Source organism: Bdellovibrio sp. HCB117 (genome assembly GCF_047305915.1).
Classification (GTDB): domain Bacteria; phylum Bdellovibrionota; class Bdellovibrionia; order Bdellovibrionales; family Bdellovibrionaceae; genus Bdellovibrio; species Bdellovibrio bacteriovorus_B.
This window is the reverse complement of the sequence record NZ_CP178622.1, coordinates 745,883-768,710: the sequence shown is the minus strand read 5'-3', so window position 1 is coordinate 768,710 and position 22,828 is coordinate 745,883. Positions and strand designations below refer to the sequence as shown.

The following is a 22,828-nucleotide window of genomic DNA, read 5'->3' as shown; positions in this document are numbered from 1 at the left end:
TTAAGGCTTAAGCTCAAGTGCTTTTACCATCTCCCTCACAGGATCATACTGTTTAGAAGTGGCAGGCATCAAGTCGCGAGTCCCTAAAATTTCGGAGTAAGTGTTTTTATCTTGCAAGGATTCCAAAATATCGATGAGCGTGAACATCAGTGTGTGGGTCGCCTTAGGATAAAGATCGTAAAAATCCTGACGAACGCAGAAGGGGTCATTGGGGATCGGCGCGCTCATCCACAATACACGGTATTTCGCTTTTTTATCTGTGGCAAAAAGCTTCCAAGCCCCTTGCTCACCTTTCTCGTCATCACTGAAAACAGCAGCGGCTTCAACTTTTTTGGCTTCTAAGAACTGGATGGAGGCTTGGTGATTTCCAGTAAATGCAACCTCTTTAAAGTCTTTGTCTTTAAGACCCGCTTTTCTTAACGCCACTTGGGGATACAGATAGCCCGAAGAAGATTTATCATCCACAAAGGCGATACGCTTCCCTTTGAGGTCTTTCAGCTTTTTGATACCTGACTTTTCGGGCGTGATAATCGCCGAAAAGTAATAAGGGTTGTGCCAAACCTTTTTTAGGAGGACCTTCGCCTGCGCCTGTTGTTCAGCAACTACGTAAGTCATCGAAGAAAAGAAAGCGAAATCCACTTTCTTCGTCTTCATAGCCTCAATCAAACCATCATAATTTTTGGAAACATAGATGTTTACTGGAATACTGAGCTTTGATTGCAGCTCTTTTGCCAAAGCTAAGCTTTGTTCTCTGAGAATCTCCGGGTTTCCACCTGGAATCACACCAATTGTGATCGCAGGCGGATTGGCTTCCGCGCCATTCGTTTCCGCAGCTTGAACAGTTGAAAAAACCAACAGCGTGCAAAGTCCAAGAATAAGTCTTTTCAAAATTCCTCCATCGGGGTCAGGGCCTCGACAGATGATGACTCATTTCTTTCATTTTTCAAAGCAAGAACGAAGGCCTCAGCCGCATCACTTTCGGTTAGGCAAGGGATGTTGTAGTCTGTGCAAGCTCGACGAATGTCGAAGCTCGCCTCGATCGCACGTCGACCGGATGTCGTATTGATCACAAACGCCACCTCGCCAGAACGAATTTTATCCACGCAATGTGGACGACCCTCATCGACCTTTCTTAACGACAGACAGTTTACACCGTGGTCATTAAAGAAGCTTGCCGTCCCCGTTGTTGCCGAAACTCCGTAACCCATTCTTTGCAGTTCTTTGGCCAACGAAAGCATACCCTCTTTGTCTTTATCACGAAGAGAGAAAAAGACCTGACCCATCTTCGGAAGTCTTATGTTACTTGAAAGAAACGCTTTCGACAGAGCTTCCGAATAATTCTTTCCGCGGCCCATCGACTCGCCCGTGGATTTCATTTCTGGCCCCAATAACGAATCGGCCTCCGGGAACTTTTTGAATGGGAAAACAACGCCTTTAACGGAAACCGTTTGCGTATTTCTCCAGTTCAATCCGTCAAGTTTCAAATCTTTCTTCTTTTTACCCAGCATTGCGGCCACACCCAAATCAATCAGTGGGATGCTAGTAGCTTTTGCAACGAAAGGCACAGAGCGTGAGCTGCGCGGATTGGCTTCTAGCATGTAGACCACATCATTTTTTACGGCCAGCTGAAGGTTCAAATGACCGATCACACCGATTCGATCCGCCAAGCGCTTGCTTAAATCTTCGATGCGTTCGCAAGTTTCAGGCTTCAAACGGTGCGGAGGTAAAACGCCCATCGAGTCACCAGAGTGAACTCCGGCAGCTTCAATATGTTCAACCACTCCGCCGACGACAGTCCAATCTTGACCACGAACTAAGTCGACATCCACTTCCAGCGCCCCAGCAAGGAATTGGTCCATCAAGCAGGGTTTATCAGCAGAGATATAATCTTTGTGTCTTTGGAAATAAGAAAGAAGCTCGTCGCGGTTTTCAATCACCTCCATACGACGTCCCCCCAACACATAACTTGGGCGGCAGATCATCGGATAACCGACCGCGGCTTCGTGCTGAAGAGCTTCAACGACAGATCCTGCCATCGCCGAATTCGGAATTGCGAAGTTCAACTCGCGGCAGATTTTAGAGAACAATCCACGATCTTCAGCAAGATCGATAGTTTCAAGTGACGAACCTAAGAGGTTAAATCCCACCTTCACTAATTCGGGAGCCACGTTGATAGGAGTTTGCCCGCCCAACTGAGCGACAAAACCCATCGGCTTCATAAAGCGCATAATTTCGGTCAAGCTTTCGGCAGTCAGCGGTTCAAAGAATAAGACGTCGGAAGTGTCGTAGTCCGTCGAAACGGTTTCTGGATTGGAGTTGACCATCACCACTTTACTGCCCGCTTTTTGGAACGCCTTTACCCCGCGCACGCAGCTATAATCAAACTCGATACCTTGTCCAATTCGGTTAGGACCACTTCCGATAACAACAACCGCGTTCGGAGCATCGACTTTTGCAGATACAGAAGGCCAATAGGAAGAATAGAAATAAGGTGTAGTTGATTCAAACTCACCGGCACAGGTGTCGACCTGCTGATACTTCGGCAAAACACCGTGTTTTTCGCGAAGGGCACGAACGTCCGCTTCTTTCTTTCCAATCAAAGCGGCGATCCGAGCATCTGTAAAGCCTTTGCGTTTTGCCGCTAAAAGTAAATCCGCATTTCCTTCGTTGAAATCTGTTTTAATTTTACCTTCAAACTTAATCAGCGCATCGATCTGCTCTAAGAAGTAGGGATTAATGCGCGTGAGTTCTTCGATCTCAGCAACAGATTTTCCATCACGGAAGGCTTGGAACAGATGGTAAATGCGTTGGCTGTTTGGGTAAGAGACTTTGCCAATTTCCAATGCCACTTCAGGAATGCCTTGCGGATTTTTTTCTAAACTCGCTAGGGCTTTCATCATAGATTCTTGCAAAGTTCTGCCAATGCCCATCACTTCACCGACGCTCTTCATCTGCGTCGTCAAGGAATCTTTAGAACCCGGGAATTTTTCAAAAGCAAAACGAGGAATTTTAGTGACGACATAGTCTAAAGCCGGCTCATAACAAGAAGGAGTCACCTTTGTGATATCATTTTGAAGCTCATCAAGGCTGTAGCCGATAGCTAGCAAAGCGGCGATCTTCGCAATAGGAAATCCGGTGGCTTTACTTGCCAGCGCAGAAGACCGACTGACTCGCGGATTCATTTCAATCACCACGCGTTCACGCGTTGTTGGGTGAACCGCAAATTGAATATTCGCTCCTCCAGTTTGAATGCCCACTTCATTGATGATTTTACAAGCTTCATCACGCATGTGTTGGTATTCACGGTCGCTCAAAGTTTGCTGAGGAGCCACCGTGATACTGTCCCCCGTGTGCACACCGCAAGGATCCAAGTTTTCGATGCTACAGACGACAACGAAGGTTCCTTTATGATCGCGCATCACTTCAAGTTCGAACTCTTTCCAACCCAAGATGCTTTCTTCAACCAAAACTTCCGACGTCGGGCTTTCATGAAGAGCTGTCACTAGCATTTTTTTATATTCTTCAGGAGAGTATGCGATACCGCCGCCGCCCCCGCCCAATGTGTAATTCGGGCGAAGGATCATGGGGTAACCCAAATCCTCAGCGATTTGCATCCCATGTTCGAAAGTGCGCACCAGGTGACTTTTCGGATAACGAGCGCCGATTTTATCTAGAAGGCCACGGAAGATTTCACGGTCTTCACCCGCTTTGATGACTTCCGGAGTAGCTCCCAATAACTGAACTTTATGTTTTTGCAGAATGCCTTTAGCGTGCAGATCAAGTGCCAAATTCAAAGCCGTTTGGCCACCCAATGTTGGGATAACAGCATCTGGCTTTTCTTTTTCGATGATTTTTTCTAAGTAGTCGACTTTCAGAGGTTCGACGTAAACGCGGGTCGCTACTTCCGGGTCTGTCATGATGGTTGCTGGATTGGAGTTTACAAGAATAACCTCCAATCCCTCTTTCATCAGTGCCTTACAGGCTTGAGTGCCGGAGTAATCAAACTCACAGGCTTGTCCAATTACGATGGGTCCAGATCCAATAATTAATACCCGTTTTAGGCTGGACTTACGCGACACTCTTTCCCCCTTTTAAATGCCTAATTTCCCCTCATTGGAGTAAATCATTTCAGGCCTTACATGTTTGTACTGTTCAAATTTATAACGCATTTTAATCAAGCGAAGCATCAACACATCAGGATCCAAATCCGGATCTTTGCGATGGCGTTTCACTTCACTCAAGATAAACTTTTTTGCACTTTCTGGATGGAAGCAGAAACCGCGCGTGAAAACGTAAGAATCCCCGTGAGGGATCAAACGCACTTCAAAGAGTTCATCTGGATCAAAACCAAAAACATAAGACGACTGCTTCACGATCAGCTTTTTGTTCGCCAACAGATCTTTGATATAAACGTCGCCGTTTTTGATCTTGATAAATTCAAAAATAGAATGACGGTGCTGCTTCAGAACTTCCAAAGTTTTCAGCTCTTCGTCAGAAAAGCGCAGCTCGCGCACTAGCAAACAAGCATCCAAAGGAGTCTGTCCGAAACCTTTCAGCTCGCGAGTGAAAAAATACCAATCATAAAACTGAGCCATACGGGACTCGTAGTGCTCTGAGTTTTCATCCAGAGTTCCGGCATTGTCGAAGAACTCTTTTTTAGCCATGACCAATTCATCTTTGAAAGAGTCGCTGACAAAGTGATTCAGAATTTTTTCAATCAGTTTTTCGTATTCGTTCATATCATCCGCTCAATAAAGAAACTAAACAGCCCGGAAGCTTCATGCGGTCCCGGGCAACTTTCAGGGTGATATTGTATTCCCAAATACTTGTTCTTTTCACTATAAAAACCTGCCACAGTGCCATCATTTAAGTTGGTGTGGGTGACTTTCGCGTCCGCAGGCAGACTGCTGGCTTCAACAGCATATCCATGGTTCTGACTGCTCATGTAAATCTGATTAAGCAGAGTGTCGCGAATAGGATGGTTGCTTCCGCGATGGCCAAACTTCAATTTATACGTTTTAGCCCCTAAAGCGAGGCCCAAGACCTGGTGGCCCATGCAAATTCCAAAGATCGGTTTGACGCCGATCAGTTCACGGATTGTTCCCGCCGCCATTTTTACATCTGCCGGATCGCCGGGACCGTTCGTGAGCATGATTCCGTCTGGATTGTAATCCATGATCTCTTGAACCGTGGAGCGGCTGTTAAAAATGCGGATTTCCGAGCAGCGTTGTTGCAATTCACGGAGGATGTTTTCTTTACTGCCAAAATCAAGAACGGCAACTCGAGGACCGACCATATTGTCGCCGCGACGAGTTTCAGCTGTTTTACGAGAAGCCAGATAAACCCAATCTTTATCCATCTTCTTTTTCTCGGCGATTAAAGCATCCGCTTTTTGACGAGCGTCCGTTTCGGAAGACGCCTGAACCAAAGCTCCCCAAGGCGTACCTCCTTGGCGCAAGCGAAGAACCAAATTACGAGTATCGATCTCTGTTAAAAGAGGGATTTTGTTTTCAGTCAGACGTTTTTTCCAAGCTTGATCGCGCTCGGTGTCCTGAATCTCTAGGCAAATAAAACCTTCGATCCAAAGTCGGTTGGATTCCCACACCTCATCTTCAACCCCGTAGTTTCCTTGCATAGGAGCTGTCATCACCACGATTTGCGTGAAGTAGGAAGGATCCGTAGCGATTTCTTCGTAACCGGAATGAGATGTATTGAAGACGACTTCTCCGGCACGATTTTCACCACCCTGCCAAAGACCTGCGTAAACTTCACCACTTTCAAGTACGAGATAGCCCTTCATTATTTCCCCTCCGTGACCGTCGCATACACGAGGGCCTGGCGAATTAAAACTCCATTAGAAACCTGATCCAAGACTTGGCAGCGTGGATCTTGCAAAACTTCGCTATCAAGTTCCGTTCCCTGATTGATTGGCCCTGGATGCATGATCAAAGCTTTCGCAGACAAAGACTGCAAATTCTTCTGAGTGAATCCATATTGATCACGATAATCAGACAAAGAATGTTTTGTCGAATGACGTTCTAACTGCACACGCAACGCCATGGCCACTGTTGCCCAAGACAGTCCTTCTTTTAGCGAAGAGAATACCTTGCATTTTGGATTCTCTGGCAAAAATTCAGAAGGACCACATAGAGCGACATCATAACCCAGTTTTTCAGCCAGCTCAAAATGCGAGGAAGCCACACGACTGTGACGAACGTCCCCGACAATTAACACCTTTTGCTTTTCACAACTTCCTAAATGCTTACGAATTGTATAGGCGTCTAGCAGAGCTTGGGTCGGATGGCCCTTTTTTCCCCAGCCCGCATTCAGAATGGGGGCTTGAACTTTTTTGGACAGATCTTCTAAATCTAAGTCGTCCCCACAGCGAATCACCAAGAAGGACGGCTTCATCGCGTCGACATTGAGAACTGTGTCTTCGTAAGTCTCACCTTTTTCCAAACTTGTACCTGATTTTCCATCAAGACGAAGCGGATAAATCCCCCAACGAGCGCAGGCCGTTTCAAAACTCATTCTTGTGCGAGTGCTGGCCTCAAAAAACAAAAGGGCTCCGGTTTTTCCGAAGCCCTCAAAGGTCAACGCCTTGTCAGAGGCAGCAATCTTGTCCGCCACAGAGAATAGAAAGTCGATTTTTGTTTTTTCAAGGGAACGAAGATCAAGAATGGATTTATTGTTTCTAGATGACATCTAGAACCCAAGCCTATGGCCCGACTTAAAAGATGTCAATACACCGTAGAAAAAACTCTTTGCCAACGCACTGAAGGATAACGATCTCCACCCCATTTGCTTTGCCAATCCAGCGAGAGCCAAATAAACACAACTCGGCCAATCACCTGAGGCATCGGGACCGTACCCCAATAGCGCGAGTCGTCACTTGCGTCTCGATTATCGCCTAATAAAAAGACTTCTCCGGGTGGAACGACCAGAGGGCCAAAGTCTTTTTCTTCCGGTTGCTTCTGAAAGATCACCTTCCAGGTTTTTTCAGGCGTGATTTCTTCATAGATATCAAAAAGCTCTGGATTCGGATTGTCGCCAGAAACTTCCTGAGCTTTTTCATATTTCAAAGCTTCATCATTCAAAACCAAACGACCCTTGACGATTTGCACGCGATCACCAGGCAAACCTACAACACGCTTTACATACGTGACACCGGGTTGATTTGGGTAATTGAACACCACCAAATCCCCCCGCTCCGGCAAAGTGGCTCCCCATCTTTGCTGCGAAAAAGGAATGGGAAATCCATAGGAGATGCGTGATGAGAAAATGAAATCGCCCGGTTTCAAAGTGGGCTGCATGGAACCTGTTGGTACTTTATAAGCCGTGACCAAAAAATTGCGCACAACAAGGGCACAGATGACAGCTAAAATTAATGTGGTCAGATACTCACGCCAACGATTCATGCCTAAATGCTACCTAATCCGCTGAAGGGCGAAAAGGTTTTTTATTGGAGTTTTTGGAAAAGGCGATTGAAACGGATTTGCGCGGGATCGCAGACAAATGTCATTGTAGGCAAAGTGCTATTGCAAGAAAGCCAGATCATCCAAGCTTTTCCAACGATGTAGTCATTTTTAACAAATCCCCAAAAACGCGAGTCACTGGATTGATCGCGGTTGTCTCCCATAAAGAAGTACTGGTTTTCGGGCACTTTAAAAACCTGCACATCACCCGTATTTTCTTCGTAAAGAAAACGAACAATATATTTGTGACCGTCGAGAGTTTCTTGAAAATAGTGAAAACCGTTTTCGCCTTGAGGATCTTCGAATGAGCTTAAGGGCAGCTTTTCACCATTTAAAGTGATTCGGCCGCTTTGCACTTCTACGTTGTCACCAGGAAGACCGATAAGTCTCTTGATATAATAGACATCAGGATTTTCGGGATACTTGAAAACAACGATGTCACCACGCTGAGGTTGATCCCATTGCAAAAGCCATTTGTTGCTAAATGGAATGTGCAAACCATAGGCAAGTTTTTTTACCAAGATATGGTCATGCACTAGAAGATTGGGAATCATGCTTCCTGACGGAATCACGAAGGGCTCAATCAAGGCCCAACGAAGTCCCATCACCAGCAAAATAGGAAAAAGGAACGTTAGAATCGCCTGATTCCACGTTCCTTTTAAATTGCGAGTTTCGCCGGTTTGATTCATCAATTAGTTAACAGGATGGAAGAAACGTCCCCAACGGATCGTCAATGGATTGCACAAGAAAGGCAATGCCGGAATCGTCTCTTCACAAGAAAGCCATACGAACATCGCACGACCTAAAATGTTTTGTTTCGGCAAGAATCCCCACACACGACCATCGGAAGAGTTCATACGGTTGTCACCCATCACAAACAAGTGATCTGGCGGAACTGTCACCGGTCCGAAGGTTTCGTAGATATCACCTTTGCGAAGAAGAATCGCATGGTTTTTCCCACCCGGAAGATCTTCAGTGAACTCTACGTAGTTTTCTTTGCTATCGTTGATATTTCCATCACGTTGGAAGTCGGCATCGCGCAACCAGTTGAAGTCATCCATGTTCGCCGGAACTTTTTTATCAACAGGTTTGTCATTGATATAAAGAGTGCCGTTTTCATAATAAATCTTGTCGCCGGGTTCACCTACGATGCGCTTGATGAAGAATGTGCTCATGTCCTTAGGATATTTAAAGACAATCACTTCACCACGAACTGGCTCGTTGAATTTAACCAGCCAGTTTTCGCTAAAAGGAACGCGCAAACCGTAAGTCAGCTTGTTTACGAAGATATGGTCATGAATCAACAAGGAAGGAAGCATAGAACCCGAAGGGATCACATAAGCTTCGATAAATCCCCAGCGGATGAAAAGAGCAATGAACACCGCCAGGAAAAGCGATCCCCAACCTTCGGTCCAAAAATACTTTGTGCGCCAGTTCCAGCCATTCTTGTTGTTTGTCATGCTGTCTCCTTAGTCTTCGACTTTGAGGATTGCTAGGAAGGCTTCTTGAGGGACTTCCACATGGCCGATGGCCTTCATGCGCTTTTTACCCTCTTTCTGCTTCTCCAACAGTTTACGCTTACGAGAAATATCACCACCATAACACTTCGCGGTCACGTCTTTTCTGATCGCACCCAAGGTTTCACGAGCAATAATCTTCGCACCGATAGCAGCCTGAATCGCAACTTGATATTGTTGGCGAGGGATCAATTCTTTCATCTTCTCAGCTAACAAACGGCCACGATTCTGAGCTTTAGAACGGTGAACAATCAAAGACAAGGCATCGATAGCTTCACCGTTAATCAGGATATCCAATTTCACTAGGTCGGATTCTTCAAAGCCGATGAATTCATATTCTAAAGACGCATAGCCTTTAGAGATCGACTTCAAGCGGTCATAGAAATCCATCACCATTTCATTCATCGGCAGCTTGTACTCGATGATGACTTTTTTATCGGTGACGTATTCCATTTTCAATTGGATACCACGTTTATCTTCGCAAAGTTTCAGGATACCGCCGATGTAGTCGGTCGGGGTATGCAAGGTCACTTTCACATAAGGCTCTTCAAATTTTACGATTTGAGTTTCCGCTGGCATTCCCGAAGGATTTTCCAACATCAGCTCTGTGCCGTCTGTTTTGGTAATTCGATAAACAACCGTTGGCGCCGTCGTGATGAGATCAAGATTGAATTCACGTTCCAAACGCTCTTGTACGATCTCCATATGAAGAAGACCCAAGAAACCACAGCGATAGCCAAAGCCCAACGCCGCAGACTTTTCGATTTCAAACGTCAATGAGGAGTCATTCAAACAAAGTTTATCTAAGGCATCTTTCAGGTTTTCATATTCCGACGCAACCACCGGGAAGATACCGGCAAAAACCATCGGCTTGATTCTTTGGAAACCCGCTAAAGGTTCTGTCGCTGGATGCTTTGCCGACGTCACAGTGTCACCCACTTGAACGTCACGGATATCTTTGATACCGCAGATGATGAAGCCCACTTCACCCGCTTCTAATGTATCTTGCATTGCGGGGAATGGTTTGTATTTACCCATACGCAAAACTTCGTAATCACGGTCTGTAGCCATGAACTTGATCTTGTCGCCTTTTTTAATCGCTCCATCCATAACACGAACCAGAACGACCACGCCTTGATAAGCATCAAACCAAGAGTCAAAAATCAAAGCGCGCGGCGTGAGCGAGCGATCCGCCTTAGGGGGCGGAACTTTTTCAACGATGGATTCAAGAATATCGGTGATACCGATTTTTTCTTTCGCGGAAGCGTGGATGATGCCTGTGCAGTCCAAGCCCACAGTGTCTTCGATTTGTTTCGCCACACCCTCTGGATCTGCAGAAGGAAGATCGATTTTATTAAGAACAGGAATGATCTCTAGATTATTTTCTAGAGCTAAGTAAACGTTGGCTAAAGTTTGTGCTTCCACGCCTTGAGCCGCATCGACAACAAGAATGGCCCCTTCACACGCAGCCAAAGAACGCGACACTTCGTAAGAGAAGTCCACGTGTCCCGGTGTATCGATCAAGTTGATCTGATAGGTGTTGCCATCTTTAGATTTGAAATCAAGGCAGACCGTTTGTGCTTTGATCGTGATACCACGTTCACGCTCTAGCTCCATGTTGTCTAGAAACTGATCCTTTTTTTCTCGATCAGAAAGGGCCCCTGTGGCAGTAAGAAGTCCATCCGCCAAAGTAGATTTACCGTGGTCGATATGAGCAATGATAGAGAAATTTCGTATAAACTTAGGATCCATTGAGCCTCTTTTTTCGTGCGCCCATTATATAAAAGAAGCGCCGAGTTGCTAGAGACAACTCGGCGCAATGATTAAGCTTTTTTTCCGCTTCCGGCTTTATTTTGCCAGGTTTTCGCTAAGGCTTACTTTAGCGTGTTTACAGCGTCTTTCAATTGGTCCACTTTGTTCAGTTTTTCCCAAGTGAAACCTTCTTCGTTACGACCAAAATGGCCGTAAGCTGCCGTTTTACTGTAGATTGGACGTAATAGATCCAATTCTTTCGTAATTCTTGCCGGACGAAGATCAAAAACCTGACGAACGGCTTTTTCAAGCACTTCGGGTCCAACTTTGCTTGTTCCGTAATCGTTCACAGTGATGCTGACAGGCTCTGCCACGCCGATTGCGTACGCCACTTGAACCAAACATCTGTCAGCCAAGCCCGCTCCCACGATGTTTTTAGCAATATGACGAGATGCGTAAGCTGCAGAACGGTCTACTTTCGAAGGATCTTTACCAGAGAAAGCTCCGCCGCCATGGGCACCGTGACCACCGTAGGTATCAACGATGATCTTACGGCCCGTTAGACCCGCGTCTCCCATAGGACCGCCTGTTACGAAACGACCTGTTGGGTTGATGAAGAATTTTGTTTTCGCATCAATCCAGTTTCCTGGGATGGATTTTTTGATCAGCTCTTCAGTGATAAATTCTTTGATTGTTGCGTTAGAAACGCTGTCAGAGTGCTGAGTTGAGATAACAACAGCATCAATGCGTTTTGCAATGCCGTTTTCGTATTGCACAGTCACTTGAGACTTTGCATCCGGGCGCAACCAGTCCACACGACCGTCTTTACGAAGTTGCGCTAAGTCTTTCACAAGTTTGTGAGACATAGCGATAGAAAGAGGCATCAACTCTGGAGTTTCATTGACGGCATAACCGAACATCAAGCCTTGGTCGCCCGCACCTTGATCGTCAGACAGAGTCTCTTTCACGCCAACGGCGATATCTGGAGATTGCTGACCCACGGCGATCATCACGCCGCAAGTTTTATAATCGAAACCTTTGTCAGAGTGGTCATAACCAATGCGTTTTACAACTTCGCGAGCCACTTCAGAGAAGTTCACTTTCGCAGAAGTAGTGATTTCGCCGCCAACAACAACCAAACCCGTTGTTAGCAAAGTTTCACAGGCAACACGGCCCTTGGGATCTTGAGCCAAGATCGCATCCAAGATGCCATCGGAAATTTGGTCTGCCATTTTGTCGGGATGACCCTCAGATACGGATTCGCTCGTAAAAAGGTAGTTTTTCACTGCTTTCGTTTCCTCATTAGAGAAAGGTGTTAATGAGCTCGGCTTGAGGCCTCGAAAAGTATAACCCCAAACCATCCTAAATGCCCTTCGCATTTAGCGAACGGCCAACCTACCAAACGACTCAAAAGGGGTCAAGAACCCTTGGGTTTGTGGTAATAAAAATAGCTCAGCTCTAAGAAGAACAAGGTGAAACCGCCTACCAATCCAATGAGCCCCAAACCAATCATGAACTGCGCTAAAGTGCGCCCCAGCTCTGAAAGTGAAGATTCCGGCACCCAGCCCGCCTCCTCAAGAAAGAACATCGTGACGTAGGCGCCAGCACAGATCAGAGTCCACGCGGCCGCGTGAATTTTATTGGTTAAAAGACCGACGATCAGCGGAAGAATCGCAAACCAAATCAGAGTCGGAGAATAAAAACCGCCCGTATAAAATGAAAAGGAAAATTGGAAGATCATGCCGGCAATCACCATGTTGTATGCCGCAAGGGTCATTGATTTCGTCAGCCGGTATACGACGGGCGAAAGCAGGTGGACGGTGGAACAAGTCACACCGATCATGCCTAAAGTTTTTCCGTGTACAAAGAAAATTGAAATGAACGAATACGTCCACATCAACAAGCCCGTGATCAGCGTGATCAAAAGCAAAAGGCGGTATTTATAAAGAAGTGTCATTTTATCATCTGTGACTGTAGTCGCAGAAAAAAGAATGCTCTCCCAATAGTGATGAGAATCAGGTGTGTTCATATTATTCCAAAAACGTACCAGATAAAAAAACAGGGCGGTTCAAAACCACCCTGTTTGCGTTCCATAAAATCTCGTTTATTAACTAAGAAAGATCAAGCAGCTTTTTTGAAGCGAATCGCTTGATCCAAACGACCCTCTTTTGAAAGCTCCGGCTTTTTATGATTTTTGTATTGCTTGCTCGTTTTTAGAAATTGTTTTTCAAGTTTTTCCGCAACACCATCGACGGCACCGTAAACATCAGAGCCGAAGGCGCTGGCTTTAAAGTATTTTTCCCGGGTATTTATGGAAACTTCAACACAGAATTCATTTTTTGTTTTAGAGAAATAGACATTGCCGTAGCCTTCTCTAAGCAAAAAGCGCCCAATTTCCTCCATGCGTTCCTCTGTATAGTTCACAAGAGCATCGGAGTGATCTAGGTGCTTAAATGTGTAGTTGAGTTTCATTTTTTCTTCTCCTTATTGGCTGCTGATTCAGCCCTTAACTCTTTATCGGCCAGACCCGACTAAAGATGAGCCTTATTTTGAGACTCACTTGGATTTATTTTGGGTTAATTGGCAGCGCTTAAAAATTTCGAGGTCTTCTCTGTTTTTCAGATATTTGCTGACTGGGGCCATATTATCGTAAGCTGCGCGACAACGACCCTGTCCCGCCTCAATGCGCGCATCGAAGTATGAATCACGCAACGCTGCGGGAAGCCGATCCACGTGGGTTGGATTCAATTTTCCTTCCTTCAATTTCTTTTGGTATTCATTTAGGTGTGCTCGCGCCTTGCGCTGCAACTGTTCAATGTCTGCATAGCGCGGAGGAACGGGATGTTGAATCTTTTCCGAAGCTTCAAGCGCACCTTCAAAGTTTCCCGCATCAAAATATTCGTGCGCCTTTGAATAAAACTGCGCCACTTCTTGCGGGTTTTGCAAAGGCGTACGATTTTTAAAGGGATTTTTGGCAAATCCTAAACTTAATCCAATGACGGCGGTGATGGATAGAACTCCCCACTGCCCGAATGAAAAACGCTGCTTTTCCATGAAGAACTTATCGGAAATTCAGGACCAAAGATGAGTAAATTCGTGTCTCAATCCGAGACATCCACTTCGTTTTTCGAAAATTTCTGCATGGATTTTTTGGAAAGGCTGAAGCCCTGACAAACAGAGCCTCAGCCATGGTTCGATGACTAAAGCGTCACCATTTTTTTATAGTACTCTAAAAGTTTTCTCGCGCCGTGGACGAGATTTTCTTGCCAATCGTTATGGGCATTATGATCGGCGCCGTCTGTAATGTACTTAAGCGAAATTAGTTGAACTCCCATTTTGCGACACACTTTTGCAAGTGCATAGCCTTCCATATCAACTAAATCACAAGCCACTTTCGGAGTACCTGTTTCAAAACTATCACCCGTTCCACAAACTCCTTTAGAGAGTTCGTTAAAATAAGGAATCAATTCAATCCCTGCCGGAAGCGGATCAAAAGGAGTCTCGCCCACTTTGAATCCCAGAGGAGAAATATCCATGTCTCTTTGTACGAAAGTCGAAACTTCCACTAAATCATGAGTTTTAAATTTAGAGCTGCCGGCTGTACCAAGATTGATCATCACTTTGCATTTGGTTTTGTGAATCACATCCATCGCCGTTGCCGCCGCGTTCACTTTACCAATGCCTGTATAGTAAATTTGAAAATTTTCTTTCTCAAAAAAACCTTGGGATTCTCCGGGAAGAGCCATCACCAAAGCCACATCTTTAATATTGAACAAGGGAATGTACCTCTTTGTTATTAAATTTCATCTTATTCAGAAATGTCAGGTTCACTAGAACCGCCACCGCTTTCACGTCATAACCAGCAAGCTTGCTAAGATCAATCGCCGCCTGCAAAGTCCCACCCGTAGCCAAAACATCATCAATAATCATAATGCGTGAATTCCCCAAAGGAAGTTCAATCTCTGCCGAACCATACTCTAGCGCATAGGAAAGTTTCAACGTAGGAGGAGGCAACTTCCCCGCCTTACGAATCGGCAGAAAACCTTTTTTGTGAGTCGCCGCCATATGCGCCGCCAAAATAAACCCACGAGACTCAATCCCCGCAAAATAATCAATCTGCGAAAGATCCACATCCTTCACCAAATTCCGAGAAACAAAATCCATCGCCTCCGGATTTTGCAAAAGCGGCGACATATCCCTAAAAAGAATCCCCTCTTTAGGAAAATTAGGCACATCCCGAATCAAATTCTTCAAATCCACTGCAAATCTCCTAGCAGAAAAAGAAAAACGACCACGAAGCCATATCTTAGATACAGAACCCTGTCGAGTAAAGTTTAGCCACGCAAAATTCAAAACAGATCCAGCTCAAAAAAAGACAAATGTAATGAAGCACCGAAGATGAACTTCTTATTCCAGAAAAGCAGAACGAAAGGCAGATACCCAGAACAAAGTTTGCTTGAAGGGTGGGCTTGGTAAAACCCCATCGAAGAGCGGCCTTCGCCGGCGCCACGATGGCGCGAACCGCGCAAAGCGCGGCGGCGACTGAGCACGGATGCGTGCCGCTCGAAGCATGGGGTTTTACCAAGCCCACCCTTCAAGCAAACGCGCACTCCGGGAACTAACTAGAAGTACTTCTTACGCTGAGAAGAAGGAAGAATCTTAAGCATATCGCGGTATTTAGCAACCGTACGACGAGCAATCTGAATCCCCTCCACCTTCAGAAGATCCACAATCTTCTGATCCGAAAGCGGATTCTTAGGATCTTCTTTAGCTACAAGATCTTTGATCTTAATCTTCACCGACTCGGACGCCAAAGCATCACCATCTGAAGAACTGATCCCTGAGTTAAAGAAGTATTTTAGCTCGTAAATCCCTTGCGGTGTGTGCACGTATTTCGCCGTCGTCACACGACTCACTGTCGATTCATGCATGCCGATGTCATTGGCGATATCTCGCAAAACCATCGGTTTTAGATACTCAGATCCTTTTTCAAAGAACTCGCGCTGGTGTTTTACGATGGATTCAGCCACCTTGTAAATCGTACGCTGTCTTTGATGGATTGACTTAATCAACCAAACTGCGGAACGCAATTTGTCTTGGATATAGTCTTGAGTTTTATCGCCGGTGGATTTTCCACCTTTGAGCATGTTTTTATAGAAATTCGAAATCTTCAAACGAGGTAAACCGTCTTCGTTCAAAGAGACAACGTAATCGTCGCCCACTTTGTACACGTAAACGTCCGGTGTCACATAGTGTGTGTCACTGCTAACGAAAGCACGGCCCGGCTTCGGGTCCATCGCATAGATGATTTTACACATCTCGATAACGTCTTCAACGTCACGGCTTAAGGCTTTTGCGATCGCTTCGTAGTTCTTTTTTTCAAGATCCTTTAGGTGATTATTGATCAAGCTGACAAGATCATGAGTGTCTTCTTCCAAGTGCTTTGCTTGAATCAAAAGGCACTCTTTTAGATCACGAGCACCGACACCCGGAGGATCGAACTCGTGAATCAACGTCAATGTGTCTTCCAAAAGACCCAGATCCAGCTTTTCTTCTTCGGCGATTTGCTCAAGGGGAACTTTGATATAGCCTTCGTCATCGATCGCACCGATCAAAGCGTCTGCGGCTCTTTCCTCTTCTTCGGAAAAGCCGTTCATTTTTACTTGCCAATAAAGATGGTCATGAAGAGTTTGAGACGCCGTGATGACGTTCTCATAGTTCATGATCTCTTCAGAGCCCGCCATTCCTGATTGAGGAGGCTTTTGGTTGGCTTCGATGTAGGATTCCCACTCGAACTCATCTTGCTTCTGGGGATCTTGAACGTTGTGATCAGGAGCTTCAGAGTGCTCCACTTCAGTTGCAGCTTCTTTTGTGCGCTGAAGATCTTCTTCCTTGAGGGTTTCTGCTTCTTCAAGAATAGGATTTTCTTCCAGCTCAGAACGAACCGCAGACTCCAATTCCATACGCGACATCTGCAAAAGCTTGATCGCCTGTTGCAGCTGCGGCGTGATCACCAGAGACTGGCTCAGGTTCATGGTCTGTCTGAGAGCCATTAAGAGTATCCTTTCGTGCGCACAAGAGCGCGTCTATAGAATTATAACTTAAAGTTTTCCCCAAGATAGAATTTGCGAGCCAACTCAGAATTTGCGATTTCATCAGAACTTCCGCTAACCTGAATCTTCCCGTCCTTCAGAATATAAGCATAATCGCAAATACCCAAAGTCTCACGCACGTTATGATCCGTGATAAGAACTCCTATACCTTTGGCCTTAAGGTCGCGGATGATATTCTGAATGTCAGCGACCGCAATTGGGTCGATCCCCGCAAAGGGCTCATCGAGCAAAAGGAACTTCGGTGATCCCGCTAAAGCGCGAGCGATTTCAACACGACGACGTTCACCACCCGATAGGGCGTAACCGTAACTATCGCGAATATGACCGACATGGAAATCACCAATTAACTGTTCTAATTTTTCTGACCGTTGAGCGCCCGAGTACCCATGGGCCTCTAAGGCCACCGTGATATTTTCAGCCACCGTCAGTTTTCTGAAGATGCTGGGCTCTTGGGCGAGATAGCTCAAACCCACTCGCGCGCGGCGATACATTGGTTCTGACGAGATATTCGTTTCATCAATGTTGATCGTGCCCGAGTCCGATTGCACTAAGCCAACCACCATATAGAACGAGGTCGTTTTACCCGCTCCGTTCGGTCCCAATAAACCCACGACTTGCCCGGATTCGACGGAAAAAGAAACGCCATCAACGACTTTGCGTTTTTTGAAAGATTTAGAAATGTCTTTGATGGTGAGCATGCTCATTGTTCTTTGTTCTCCACGCGGGCACGTACTCGTTCTACTTTAACCTTTTTTCCGCCCTCAAGAAAGATGATTTCCTCGCCTGTGAGCTCGTCATTGTTCTGAATAACCTTCGGACGACCTTTAAAGGTGTATTTATCGGCTAAAAGGTCCAGGTTCACACTCTCAGATGTCGCAAATTTATCCACATCACTAACGCGCACGCCACCGGTGACGGCGACGGATCCCAGAAAGTTCGAAGCGCGATCGTAAAGAAACGAGGCCGCCGGCCCTTCCAGCTTCATGTTGTCGTAGTTCATACGAACCTTGCCGAAAAACTTCGCCTCGTTGTGTTTTCCACTGAATTCTGCACCGTCCGCTACGATATCAAACTTTTTTCCGTCTTTAAGAGGTTTTTCAGCACTGACTCGATCTTGAATCAACATTTTCGACTGATCCACGAGCACCTTCATACGGTGCCCCTTCAGATTCATGCCTCCCCCCGAATTATCCGCGGGTCCTTGCATTACAACCTCTTCAGGGCTGTCAATCTGACGAGTTTTAGAAGAGTAATAGATCGAAGGCGTCTTAAAAATGTATCCATTTTCAGAGCGGGTCACCACGTTTCCTTCAACGCTCAAATCTTTTGTTTTGTCGTTGATAGTGCCGGTATCTCCGGTCACCGTGAACTCCACTTTTTCTTTGTTATAAAATAGGACGCGCACCTGGCGAAGCTTCCAAGTGCCTTCCGTCTGGCTTCCCTCGGCAGAGACAGCAAATAGCTCCCAATCACGAGTGCCTTGCTGACTTTCAACAAGATGCACGCCCTGCATCTTTTGCTCCATGAGACTGCTTGGTTGTTCAGGGGGCTTTTCACCGCGCTTGATAGCTTCATCGCGTTCTTTAGCCAACTGCTCTTGCGCTTCGACGCGCTTACGAACTTCAGCTTCGTCTTCATGTTCAAGACGGTTTGGGAAAATAATCAGAATCTCAACAAACAGAATGATGAGAAGTGCAGCAAATATGAGATTCTTAAATTTCGCCATATTTGCGCATCATATCGGAATTTTAATTGGAAGTCGATTCTTGAGGCTGTTTAGTCACTGCGAAATTAATCTCGCCTGCGCCCGCCTCTGTCACCGTAAATAAGACTTTCTTAACAGTTAAGAAATCCACGCCTTTATCGGCTTGGATAGTCACTTTACTCCAAGCATTAGGATCTTCTTCGACTTCGCCACGTGTTGTTTCAACAACGTCACGAATTTTGTTTTGAAGCTTGCTGTCCTGTTCGGCTTTGGATTTAGCCAAAGCTTCCTGCAAGGACTCTTTCAGTCTTTGGATATTCCAGTCTTCTGCCGCTTTGACTTCCTCGAAAGTCGCGACAGTGTCTTTATCCAGAAGGATTTCTTTATTCGAAATAGTTACGACATGCGCAGGCTTCAATTCACGCACGCTCGATGCTTTAGGAAGAACAACTTCTTTAGGGATATAAAGAATTTCGCCCGTAGCATTGTAATTCTGCAAAAGAAAGATCACGAGAACCGTGAACATGTCCACCATCGCCGTCAAAGACAGCAAAGCCGTCACGTCACGCTTCCCTTTACGTTTGCTTAAAATATTATGATAACGATGTCTTTCGCCAGGTCTAAAGATGGCCATTATTGAGGCCCTCCTGTTGCGACAGAAATTGCGGAAAAGCCGGCGCTTAAGCAATTATCCATGGCTTTAATAAGCTGTTCATAAGGAATGGCATCTGCAACGCTCACTACTGCATCCACTTTTTCCGGATAAAGCTGCTTCACGCGTTGCAATTGTGCGACAAGGCCCGCGTCGTCAAATTGTTCGTTCACCATAGGAAGACTGATCACTTGTCTTCCAACAGTTAAGACATAACCGCCCTCCTTCACATCCACTTTCAATACCACGTCGGCATTAGGTGGAGGTGTCGGATTCGGTTGAGTGTCGGACTTCTTCCCATAAAGAGAACTGCCAATTTGAATCATAGACACTTGAGTCCATACGGCCGTGATCAAGAGGAACGTGATAAGTACGCTCATCAAGTCGATGAAAGGCACGAGATTCAACTCGATATTCTTTTTTCTGCCGCTGGAATCGCCACTATCTATGTGAGCCATTGAAAACCTCTAAGACGACTTAGTCTTTAATCTTTTCTCTATTAGCAACTACCAGATTCAAAAGACTCATGCTTGTTTCAACAACTTCGTTCTCTGTTTTTTGAATGCGATGCTGGAACAAACCGTAAGCAACGATAGAGATGATCGCTACCAAAAGACCGAAAGCAGTACAGTTCAAGGCATGCGAAATACCTTTTGAAAGTTCCAAAGCTTTTGTCGCTGGATCCGCAGCCGCCACGGCACGGAATGAACCGATCATACCGATGATTGTTCCAAGTAGACCGGCAAGTACGGCAACGTTACCGAAGACTGCAAGGAAGGATGTCCAACCTTCTACTTTTGGCATTTCTCTCATCACCGCTGCATCCATCGCCACTTGAACTTCTTCGTCAGGGCGTTTGTTCATCGCCTGAACAAGACCGGCTTTCACCGTGTTTGTCAAAGGAGCTGGACGAGCATCGCAATAGCTGATCGCCTGGCGAAGATCACCGGCAACAACCATGCGGAAAATTTGATCTGTGAATTCTTTTTTATCCACAGAAAGGTTTTTTAGTTTCATCAGTCTTTCCACGATCACGAACAAAGCCAAAATAGCGATGACCGCGATTACGTACATGACGAAGCCACCCTCAGCGAAAGCACGCTGGATGAAATTCATGTTGTCTGCTGTTACTGTTGGGTTCACGGGGACTCCTCCTTAAAAAAATCTTATCCGACGGTGTCGGTTTAAATATTAGTTACTAGCTGGGTTTAACACGAACGGGTATGCCTGCACTTCGGCCACAAGACCTGGTGGAGGTTCTGGGAAGGTCCAGCTTGCCAAACGATCGCGGATGCAGTTTTCAACTTGGGCGTTACCTAAAGTTGAACTCTTCACCTTCACGTTGCGGGCTTGGCCTTGCGCTACGATTTCCCAACCCAATACGATTTTACCCTCAAGACGACGGCCTTTTTCCAAAGTGTTCAGAGCACGCTCATAACAGCTTTGCAGTTCGTGTTTTTTTGCACGAATCACACGACGAATCGCTTCTTTATCAATAGTTCCATCGAAGGATTCTTCAAAACCACCGCCCTCAATAGCGACCGTGGTTTTACTTCCGAATCCATCACTGGCACCGTAAGCCGCTTGGCCCGAACCACGTCCCTTAGTACCGATGTTGGCGATACCTTGAGTCGCTGTTCCTTTGCCGCCGGCACCGGCATCTTTAAATCTTGATCCAAGATCATCACCTGCACGATCTTCATTGAAGCCGGCAGTTCCCGTCGCTTTATCGGCCATACCCAAAACCTCACCCGCACCCGAGTAAGCTTTGTCAATGTTCGCGCGACTTCCGCCGCCACCGAAGGCACTGAATAATCCCACTTTAGAAAGATCTTTATTCGAAGACTGGGCATTGGCCCCTGCCGTATTGCCCGTCTTAATCGCGCCACCTTGACGAGTGGACGTGAATTTCTTCGTACGATCTTTGGCGTTTGGTTTTGGCGCCACTTCACTAGCACGAGCGGCTTGTTGCGCCTTTTGTGCTTTCTGGCCGGTCTGCCCCTTCTTCTGCGCTTCCTTCGTTTGATCTGAAACCACGACTTTTTGTGGCGTCGGCGAAGGAGTTGGCGTCGGAGTCGGCGCTACTGGCGGAGGCGTTGGCGGCGGAGGAGTAGGAACTGGTGTCGCCGCTGGTGGTGGATTTGTGAATACCACCTGAGCGATACGTTGCACTTCCTCTTGCTTGTTTTCTTGCCAGTCTTTAGGGATGGTTGCGGAGATGTAAAGCGCCAGCAATGACACCATCACGATGGACATCACTACACCCGTCATCTCTGAACCCGTTAACATCAAAGGAGGCAACATTGGTACAATCGGGGACTGCGGAACAAAGCGAACGTAAATGCAAATGTTCCCACCTGGCAGAGTCACGCATAACATTTCGTTCTGATCGACTCGAACATTATAGCCTTGTCCGCCACGTTGAGCTTTTCCGTTGCGAGCCAAATCTTCAACCGGTTGAATTCCCGCTGAAGACACAAGCTCCACACCCATATCTCCCGTCGTATTGACTTTCAATCCACCCGCGAAATCCAGTAAAGGGAAGTTGCGAGGAACAAGTCCGTCAGGAAGAGAAATGGAATGATCACCACCCGCATTTACGCGGATCGTTTTGTTTCCTTTAAAGTGATAGGTCGTAAGAATACGCTCTTTCCACGTTACCAGGACTTCAACGGTGTTACCTTTGCCCGGTTTCAAATGAGTGCGAAGATCCTGCACTTCACTTGGCGGAGCAAAAGTTTTCGATTTTTTTAATTTTTTGTACGAGGTGCGTTCACGGCGAATTTCTGGTTTCACCGGAGCAGCCGTAATAACCGGCTTTTCTTCCACTTTAGGTGCTTCCACTGGAATCACCGGCGGAGCAACTTTGATTTCTTCTGTTTTTACAACCGCGGCCGGAGGCATTGGTGCGGCGGCAGGCTTTTCTACTTTCACCGGCGGAGCTTCGGGAATCACCGGTGTCGCCGTCACGGCTTGACCAGGAGCTACTTTCGGTTTTGGAACGCCGACGAAGAAAGCAATTTTAAAAGGCCCCACTTCGATTTCATCACCAGAACTGACGGCTTCATCTAAGACCGCCTGACCATTTTTAAATGTTCCAGAAAAAGAACCTAAGTCACAGACGTAGTAACCGCTGTCGCGCAACTCAATCAAACAGTGAATAGGAGAAACTCCGTCACCGTCTAAATCCAAATGCACTTCGGCATTATGACCGATCACGATTTGATCTTGATCAAACTGCTTAACACCGACGAGCTGATTGTTTTTGAAAATTCTAAATATTAAAGGCGCTCTCAATTACCACCCCGAACCCGCTGAATATCTTCTGTTGTACGTCTCATCTCGGGTAAAAAGTTTTCTCTAAGCTTAATCAATCTTTTGTAGTTAAAATTCTTCTTTTGGAAGAGATAGAAAAGATCCGGCTTTTGCGTAGAACCTTCGATCAATTCGTCTTCGAAGTTCAGCGTCGCCTTTCTTTCTTTTTTAACCGTCGTCGTTGTCGTGGTTGTAGTGGATGAACGACTGGTTGATTGGGCAAAGCTCACGTCAAAAGCCAAGATCATTGCCACCATTACAGTAAGTTGTTTAACCAATCGCAACATAGTTTCCACCTT

General features: G+C 46.1%; 23 protein-coding genes. All 23 read right to left on the bottom strand.

The window, feature by feature from the left end; translation table 11 throughout:
• The 23 genes from phnD to ACLWBD_RS03600 all read right to left on the bottom strand — a co-directional run bounded on the left by phnD (position 1) and on the right by ACLWBD_RS03600 (position 22,816).
• A complete protein-coding gene (gene phnD, locus ACLWBD_RS03710) occupies positions 1 to 888 on the bottom strand; it encodes a phosphate/phosphite/phosphonate ABC transporter substrate-binding protein (protein WP_063209860.1) in 888 nt (295 codons plus the stop codon).
• Entirely contained in the window at positions 885 to 4,079 is a 3,195-nt protein-coding gene (gene carB, locus ACLWBD_RS03705; protein WP_413569555.1) for a carbamoyl-phosphate synthase large subunit, read from the bottom strand. The genes phnD and carB overlap by 4 nt, the downstream gene beginning before the upstream one ends.
• Before the next feature lie 12 nt (positions 4,080 to 4,091).
• A complete protein-coding gene (locus ACLWBD_RS03700) occupies positions 4,092 to 4,739 on the bottom strand; it encodes a hypothetical protein (RefSeq protein ID WP_063209856.1) in 648 nt (215 codons plus the stop codon).
• Complete coding sequence (carA, locus tag ACLWBD_RS03695; protein ID WP_063209854.1) at positions 4,736 to 5,800, bottom strand: glutamine-hydrolyzing carbamoyl-phosphate synthase small subunit; 1,065 nt, start codon at positions 5,798 to 5,800, stop codon at positions 4,736 to 4,738. The genes ACLWBD_RS03700 and carA overlap by 4 nt, the downstream gene beginning before the upstream one ends.
• Positions 5,800 to 6,705, bottom strand: coding sequence for an aspartate carbamoyltransferase catalytic subunit (locus tag ACLWBD_RS03690; protein WP_413569554.1), 906 nt, complete (start codon positions 6,703 to 6,705; stop codon positions 5,800 to 5,802). Before ACLWBD_RS03690 ends, carA begins: the two co-directional genes overlap by 1 nt.
• Positions 6,706 to 6,740: 35 nt before the next feature.
• Complete coding sequence (gene lepB / locus ACLWBD_RS03685) at positions 6,741 to 7,418, bottom strand: signal peptidase I (RefSeq protein WP_063209850.1); 678 nt, start codon at positions 7,416 to 7,418, stop codon at positions 6,741 to 6,743.
• Between the two features lie 41 nt (positions 7,419 to 7,459).
• Entirely contained in the window at positions 7,460 to 8,164 is a 705-nt protein-coding gene (gene lepB / locus ACLWBD_RS03680; RefSeq protein WP_413569553.1) for a signal peptidase I, read from the bottom strand.
• Positions 8,165 to 8,167: 3 nt separating this feature from the next.
• Positions 8,168 to 8,935: a signal peptidase I gene (lepB, locus tag ACLWBD_RS03675; protein WP_063209846.1), complete on the bottom strand. Its 768-nt coding sequence runs from the start codon at positions 8,933 to 8,935 to the stop codon at positions 8,168 to 8,170.
• Between the two features lie 9 nt (positions 8,936 to 8,944).
• Positions 8,945 to 10,744: a translation elongation factor 4 gene (gene lepA / locus ACLWBD_RS03670; protein ID WP_413569552.1), complete on the bottom strand. Its 1,800-nt coding sequence runs from the start codon at positions 10,742 to 10,744 to the stop codon at positions 8,945 to 8,947.
• Between the two features lie 122 nt (positions 10,745 to 10,866).
• A complete protein-coding gene (metK, locus tag ACLWBD_RS03665; RefSeq protein WP_081112285.1) occupies positions 10,867 to 12,030 on the bottom strand; it encodes a methionine adenosyltransferase in 1,164 nt (387 codons plus the stop codon).
• Positions 12,031 to 12,161: 131 nt separating this feature from the next.
• Positions 12,162 to 12,773 (bottom strand): hypothetical protein, encoded by a 612-nt coding sequence (locus tag ACLWBD_RS03660; protein WP_413569551.1) that lies wholly within the window; start codon positions 12,771 to 12,773, stop codon positions 12,162 to 12,164.
• Positions 12,774 to 12,865: 92 nt separating this feature from the next.
• Complete coding sequence (hpf, locus tag ACLWBD_RS03655) at positions 12,866 to 13,216, bottom strand: ribosome hibernation-promoting factor, HPF/YfiA family (RefSeq protein ID WP_063209839.1); 351 nt, start codon at positions 13,214 to 13,216, stop codon at positions 12,866 to 12,868.
• Positions 13,217 to 13,300: 84 nt separating this feature from the next.
• The gene (locus ACLWBD_RS03650) at positions 13,301 to 13,798 is read right to left on the bottom strand and encodes a hypothetical protein (RefSeq protein ID WP_413569550.1); all 498 of its coding nucleotides are present in this window, start codon (positions 13,796 to 13,798) and stop codon (positions 13,301 to 13,303) included.
• Between the two features lie 146 nt (positions 13,799 to 13,944).
• Positions 13,945 to 14,490 (bottom strand): 5'-nucleosidase, encoded by a 546-nt coding sequence (locus ACLWBD_RS03645; RefSeq protein WP_413570714.1) that lies wholly within the window; start codon positions 14,488 to 14,490, stop codon positions 13,945 to 13,947.
• Positions 14,491 to 14,506: 16 nt separating this feature from the next.
• Positions 14,507 to 15,004, bottom strand: a complete 498-nt coding sequence (locus ACLWBD_RS03640; RefSeq protein ID WP_063209835.1) for an adenine phosphoribosyltransferase — start codon at positions 15,002 to 15,004, stop codon at positions 14,507 to 14,509.
• A 362-nt stretch (positions 15,005 to 15,366) separates the two neighbouring features.
• Positions 15,367 to 16,797, bottom strand: coding sequence for an RNA polymerase factor sigma-54 (gene rpoN, locus ACLWBD_RS03635; protein WP_063209833.1), 1,431 nt, complete (start codon positions 16,795 to 16,797; stop codon positions 15,367 to 15,369).
• 41 nt (positions 16,798 to 16,838) lie between these two features.
• The gene (gene lptB, locus ACLWBD_RS03630) at positions 16,839 to 17,561 is read right to left on the bottom strand and encodes an LPS export ABC transporter ATP-binding protein (RefSeq protein ID WP_063209831.1); all 723 of its coding nucleotides are present in this window, start codon (positions 17,559 to 17,561) and stop codon (positions 16,839 to 16,841) included.
• Positions 17,558 to 18,583: an LPS export ABC transporter periplasmic protein LptC gene (gene lptC, locus ACLWBD_RS03625; RefSeq protein ID WP_063209829.1), complete on the bottom strand. Its 1,026-nt coding sequence runs from the start codon at positions 18,581 to 18,583 to the stop codon at positions 17,558 to 17,560. Before lptC ends, lptB begins: the two co-directional genes overlap by 4 nt.
• 22 nt (positions 18,584 to 18,605) lie before the next feature.
• Positions 18,606 to 19,196: an ExbD/TolR family protein gene (locus tag ACLWBD_RS03620; RefSeq protein ID WP_063243828.1), complete on the bottom strand. Its 591-nt coding sequence runs from the start codon at positions 19,194 to 19,196 to the stop codon at positions 18,606 to 18,608.
• Positions 19,196 to 19,672: an ExbD/TolR family protein gene (locus tag ACLWBD_RS03615; protein WP_063209825.1), complete on the bottom strand. Its 477-nt coding sequence runs from the start codon at positions 19,670 to 19,672 to the stop codon at positions 19,196 to 19,198. The genes ACLWBD_RS03620 and ACLWBD_RS03615 overlap by 1 nt, the downstream gene beginning before the upstream one ends.
• A 19-nt stretch (positions 19,673 to 19,691) precedes the next feature.
• A complete protein-coding gene (locus tag ACLWBD_RS03610; RefSeq protein WP_253696992.1) occupies positions 19,692 to 20,357 on the bottom strand; it encodes a MotA/TolQ/ExbB proton channel family protein in 666 nt (221 codons plus the stop codon).
• Positions 20,358 to 20,405: 48 nt separating this feature from the next.
• Positions 20,406 to 22,511, bottom strand: a complete 2,106-nt coding sequence (locus ACLWBD_RS03605) for an AgmX/PglI C-terminal domain-containing protein (RefSeq protein WP_413569549.1) — start codon at positions 22,509 to 22,511, stop codon at positions 20,406 to 20,408.
• On the bottom strand, positions 22,508 to 22,816 hold the full coding sequence (locus tag ACLWBD_RS03600; protein ID WP_063206671.1) for a hypothetical protein: 309 nt from the start codon (positions 22,814 to 22,816) through the stop codon (positions 22,508 to 22,510). The genes ACLWBD_RS03605 and ACLWBD_RS03600 overlap by 4 nt, the downstream gene beginning before the upstream one ends.
• Between the last annotated feature and the right edge of the window lie 12 nt (positions 22,817 to 22,828).